At 66.8% G+C, this 4,257-nt stretch carries 6 protein-coding genes and 1 tRNA gene; 5 read left to right on the top strand and 2 right to left on the bottom strand.

Annotated elements, in window-relative coordinates:
* The first annotated feature begins 214 nt into the window (after window positions 1–214).
* The 4 genes from ACFXN1_RS43135 (at window position 215) to ACFXN1_RS43150 (ending at window position 1,865) form a co-directional block, all read left to right on the top strand.
* Window positions 215–1,060: a universal stress protein gene (locus ACFXN1_RS43135; protein ID WP_379380177.1), complete on the top strand. Its 846-nt coding sequence runs from the start codon at window positions 215–217 to the stop codon at window positions 1,058–1,060.
* Window positions 1,061–1,119: 59 nt separating this feature from the next.
* Window positions 1,120–1,193, top strand: a tRNA-Leu gene (locus ACFXN1_RS43140).
* A 140-nt stretch (window positions 1,194–1,333) separates the two neighbouring features.
* Window positions 1,334–1,555 carry a hypothetical protein gene (locus ACFXN1_RS43145; protein WP_379438594.1) on the top strand — a complete coding sequence of 74 codons (222 nt, stop codon included), beginning with the start codon at window positions 1,334–1,336 and terminating at the stop codon, window positions 1,553–1,555.
* Between the two features lie 49 nt (window positions 1,556–1,604).
* On the top strand, window positions 1,605–1,865 hold the full coding sequence (locus ACFXN1_RS43150; RefSeq protein WP_379438593.1) for a hypothetical protein: 261 nt from the start codon (window positions 1,605–1,607) through the stop codon (window positions 1,863–1,865).
* Window positions 1,866–2,021: 156 nt separating this feature from the next.
* Here the strand turns inward: ACFXN1_RS43150 and ACFXN1_RS43155 are convergent, their stop codons facing one another.
* Both ACFXN1_RS43155 and ACFXN1_RS43160 read right to left on the bottom strand, forming a co-directional pair.
* Window positions 2,022–2,222, bottom strand: a complete 201-nt coding sequence (locus ACFXN1_RS43155; RefSeq protein WP_379380179.1) for a DUF1918 domain-containing protein — start codon at window positions 2,220–2,222, stop codon at window positions 2,022–2,024.
* 41 nt (window positions 2,223–2,263) lie between these two features.
* Window positions 2,264–2,521: an EF-hand domain-containing protein gene (locus tag ACFXN1_RS43160; RefSeq protein WP_379438591.1), complete on the bottom strand. Its 258-nt coding sequence runs from the start codon at window positions 2,519–2,521 to the stop codon at window positions 2,264–2,266.
* A gap of 1,123 nt (window positions 2,522–3,644) precedes the next feature.
* Here ACFXN1_RS43160 and ACFXN1_RS43165 point away from each other — a divergent pair.
* Window positions 3,645–4,257, top strand: a 613-nt coding sequence (locus ACFXN1_RS43165) for an NADP-dependent oxidoreductase (RefSeq protein WP_379463909.1), incomplete at its 3' end; no start/stop codon positions are given.

Consider the following 4,257-nt stretch of genomic DNA (forward strand, 5'->3'; position numbering starts at 1 on the left):
GCAGCCCGGCCCCGCGGCCCCACCGAGCCCCCGTACACCCCTCGGCGGGGCCGCGGGTGCGTTCCGCCGCCGGTCCGGGACCTGGCCGGAATTCGCGTGACCCGGATCGCGGTGCCGCTCGGCCGTGGCGGGCCCGCGTCGGCGTAGGGTCGATAGCGACCGCTCAGCTATCCCGCAGCCGCACCGCGTGATTCACGATGGGAGAGGACTCAGCATGTCGACAGGGGAAGCCGTCATCGTCGCCGTGGACGAATCGGCCGGTTCGGCCGTCGCCTGGGCGGCCCACACCGCCGCCCTGCACCACGCGCCCCTGCACCTGCTGCGCGTCCTCGAGATCACCCCCGACCAGGGTCTGGGCCTGGGTACCACGATCACCACCGAGGACTACTCCCGGCTCGAGGAACACGGCAACTGGCTGCTGGAAACCGCCGCCGAAGAAGCCGCCAAGATCTCCCCCGGCCTCACGGTCACCACCGAATTGAGCGCCGGCGCCGTGGTCCCCACCCTCCTCGAACGCACCCGCGACGCCCGCATGGTCGTGGCCGGCGCCCGCGGCGGCGGCACCCTGCGCCGCGCCCTGCTCGGCTCGGTCAGCTCGGTCCTCGCCCGCCGCTCCCACTGCCCGTTCGTCGTGGTCCGAGACGGCGTCCCCCTACCCCCCGATCTGCTCACCCGCCCCATCCTGGTCGGCGTCGACGGCACCAAGATCAGCGAGCCCGCCATCGCGGCGGCCCTCGACGAAGCCTCGGTCCGCGGCGTGGCCGTCATCGCCCTGCACGCCGAAGGCGCCTCCGACGACCCCGAAATGGACGCCCTCGACGACTACGTCCTCGCGGAGAGCCTGGCCGGCTGGCAGGAGCGCTACCCCAACGTCCGCATAGACCGCGAAACCTCCCACGACAGCCCCGAACGCTCCCTCCTCGAACTCTCCTCCAGCACCCAGCTTCTGGTGGTGGGCACCCGAGGCCGAGGCGGCTTCGTCAGCAAGGTCTTCGGCTCCACCAGCCAATCCCTCCTGCTCCGCGTCCAAACCCCCATCATGATCGCCCCCACCCCCTGACCCGCCCCCCAAATACCTGCTACCAGCACGACCGTACGGCTCGGTAGTCTGACCCAGACGCCCCCGTAGCCCAATTGGCAGAGGCAGCGGACTTAAAATCCGCCAAGTGACGGTTCGAGCCCGTCCGGGGGCACCTAGGAAACCACTGGTAGGCCGAGTTTTTCGGGGTCGTTCGGTTGATCTTGTCCGGTCTGCGTCCGCAGCAACTTGCGCGCCCGCGTTCATTGCTGTCGCCACTGCGGCACCGGCGCTGATCGCGAGCGATGCCGCGGTGTGGCGCAGACCGTGAGGAACCATCCCGGTCACTCCGACCGCCTGCGTGGCTTGGTCGAAGGCCCACCGGAATTCGCCGAGCGGCAGATACTCACCCTTGCGGCTCTCGAAGGCGAGCGCGCCGAGGTCACGGTTGTCGAGGAAGGCACCGAGTTCCTTGGCAAGGAACTCCGGGACCGGCACGGTGCGAGATCAGCTGGGACTGAGGCGTTTAGAGCCTAAATGGGGTGCCGGTATTGACACCGATCTGTCCCCGTCGCACGCTGCGGCGATGACAATTTTCTTGGTCATCGCGATCGCGTTCTTCACGCTGCTGTTCGCCTACGCGATTCGCACCATGATCGTCCACCGCGACACCCGGCCGCGCGCCCGCCAGCGCGGCGGCGCCCTGAACGACTTCGGAATCTCCTCCGACACATCACAATCCGGATTTCCGCCCCATCACGGTGGTCACCACCACCATGGCGGCCACCACCACGGTGGCCACTCCGACAGCGGCGGCCACCACACCACCAGCTGGACGGATTGTTGACCTGCCACGACGGCAGCCGCAGGGTGTCAGTCTTCTTGGGCCCGAACCAATTCCGTGACATGCACATGAACGGGTAGCGGCCCGGGTGTCCTCGACCGATTCCACCGTCGCGTGCTCGCCCTCGATGGTGAGTGCGGCCTATACCGGCACTTGACCCTACTTCGTATCCGATGCCCTGCGATGGTCCACGACGGAGTCCGGCCCCGGGGACATGATGGTCTCGTGGCCTCTGTCGTCTCGTACTCGGTAGGGAGGATTGCCTTTGGAGCCGAGCACTTCGACGATCTCGACAGTGTGTGTTTGCTGTCCGACGACTCGGCCGTGGATGATCAGCCGATCGCCCTTGGATGCATGCATGAACGACCTCCTAACCCTTCACCTGAGTGCAATTGCATTACTTAGGAGTTGGCCTCGTGAGCATCGAGAGCCGCGATGAACTCTTCGACGGTGAGCTGACTGTTCTGGTCCACATCGGACTGTGCGAACCAGTCCGCGACAGCGTCCAGGTTGGCGAAACCCAGGCCCAGGACGTCGATCTCCCCCGCGCTGCTGGTCTTTATGCGCAGAGCGGTGATCAGTTCCCCGCGAGTGAGTGCACCGTTCTTGCTGAGGTCGAGCGCATCGAAGAGCTTCCGCGCCTCCACCTGATCCACCATTGCGCAGCCCCTGTTCTCCAGTGTGGTGCTAGGTCGTCGGATTCCTCACCACCACACCAGGTTCTGGTGTGGTGTCGTAGGAGTCGGCCACGGACATCAGCGCCTCCCGCATCGCCCTCCCACTACGGGCTCGCCGGTTGTCGGCATTCGGTCCGAGACCACTACGACAGTGTCGCACCGAGTCCGCTCCGGCGACGGAGGTCTGCCGTCGTTGGGCGTTTCCGCGCGCCGCCGGGAGAAGAAAGCCGCCCTCGCCAGCCATAACGCTGAGGCCTCCTGGCACACCGCTCGTGACAGCGTGTCGGCGCGTCAGCGGGTGCGGGCGCGCGGGATCTTCTAGCGTCGGGTCAGCAAGGGGATGCGGCAGCGTGGGCAGCGGCCGCCTGGCTGGGCTCGTGTTCGACGGCGAGGAGTGCAAACTTGAACACGTTTTGGGATTACGCAGGCGGACCGCTTTTAGGGATAGCCATCACGGTGGTCTTCTGGCTGATGGTCTGGATCGCGGTCTCCGTCGCTCGTGTCCGGTCGGGAGGGCGGTCCCGGTTGGGCCGCGTCAAAGTCTTCGATGCGACGCTAGGAAGATTGCCACAGCGGCGGGGCTGGAGGCGACAAGTACTCGGCCTGATGTTGCTCGTCTATGTCCCCATCGTGGCGTGTGGGGTGGTGTCAAAGGTTCTCGGAGTGATCCCCGACTGGGGGTTGGGAGCGATCGTCGTTGGTGGCGCCGGCGTGGCAGCGACCGTGTCCCGTGTGTGGTTCCTGATGCGTGCGTCGACGTCCAATGAGTAGCGTCGCGTGGCGTCATCCCGTAGGTCGTCGGCGACGCGGGCTATGAACGAAGTAGGGGCGCCGATGTCGGCCCGTAACGGGAACATGCTGCCCGACAACACATTTTGGAACCGAAGGATCGCCCGCAGGTGCTAAGCGTGACTTTTCGCGTCACTGGCCCTCACGGGCCGAAGCCTGCTTCACGCTCAATCCCGGCGTCGACGAACAGTTCTGGCCGACGCAGGAGTAGTTCGGCCCCATCGCCGCCGCCTCACTTATTACGAGACATGTAGGCACCGCAACTTGACCCCCGACAGAGTATGGCCGCACGGCCTGGATACAGGGAGGTATTCACATGAAGGCGATCGTGGTGACGGACCAGGCCGCCGGCACGGCCCGGATGACGTTGGTGGAGCGGCCCGATCCGGATGCGGCGAGGTTCGCTGGCCTCTCGGGCGCAAGCTACGGCGATGTCATCGTTGAGGTTCATGCGTCGGGATTCACTGGGGATGAGTTGGAGTGGCCCTCGACCTGGATCGATCGGCTCGGCCGGGACCGGACGCCGTCGATCCCCGGCCACGAGCTGGCCGGGGTGGTCAGCGTTCTCGGCTATGGCACAACCGGCCTGTCGGTGGGGCAGCGGGTGTTCGGGCTCACGGACTGGACTCGCGACGGCACGCTGGCGGAGTACGTAGTCGTCGAGGCACGCAATCTCGCGCCGCTGCCGGGCGACATCGACTTCACGGTGGGCGCGGGCGTCACGATGGCGGGCTTGACCGCGTGGCAGGGGCTGTTCGATCACGGCCGTCTTCAGGCGGGGCAGAGCGTCCTCGTGCACGGTGCGGCCGGCGTAGTCGGGTCGATGGCAACCCAGCTCGCACGTGAGGCCGGCGCCTACGTCATCGGCACCGGGCGCGCGGCCGGCCGGCAGACCGCGCTCGACTTCGGGGCGCACGAGTTCGTCGACC

Origin of the sequence: Nocardia sp. NPDC059154 (assembly GCF_042755705.1) — a bacterium.
GTDB lineage: Bacteria > Actinomycetota > Actinomycetes > Mycobacteriales > Mycobacteriaceae > Nocardia.

What these genes read in the sequence shown, in the direction of transcription:
- ACFXN1_RS43135 (WP_379380177.1), top strand. Translation starts at nt 215, where the DNA reads ATGTCGACAGGGGAAGCCGTCATCGTCGCCGTGGACGAATCGGCCGGT.
- ACFXN1_RS43150 (WP_379438593.1), top strand. Translation starts at nt 1,605, where the DNA reads ATGACAATTTTCTTGGTCATCGCGATCGCGTTCTTCACGCTGCTGTTC.
- ACFXN1_RS43155 (WP_379380179.1), bottom strand. Translation starts at nt 2,222, where the DNA reads ATGCATGCATCCAAGGGCGATCGGCTGATCATCCACGGCCGAGTCGTC.
- ACFXN1_RS43160 (WP_379438591.1), bottom strand. Translation starts at nt 2,521, where the DNA reads ATGGTGGATCAGGTGGAGGCGCGGAAGCTCTTCGATGCGCTCGACCTC.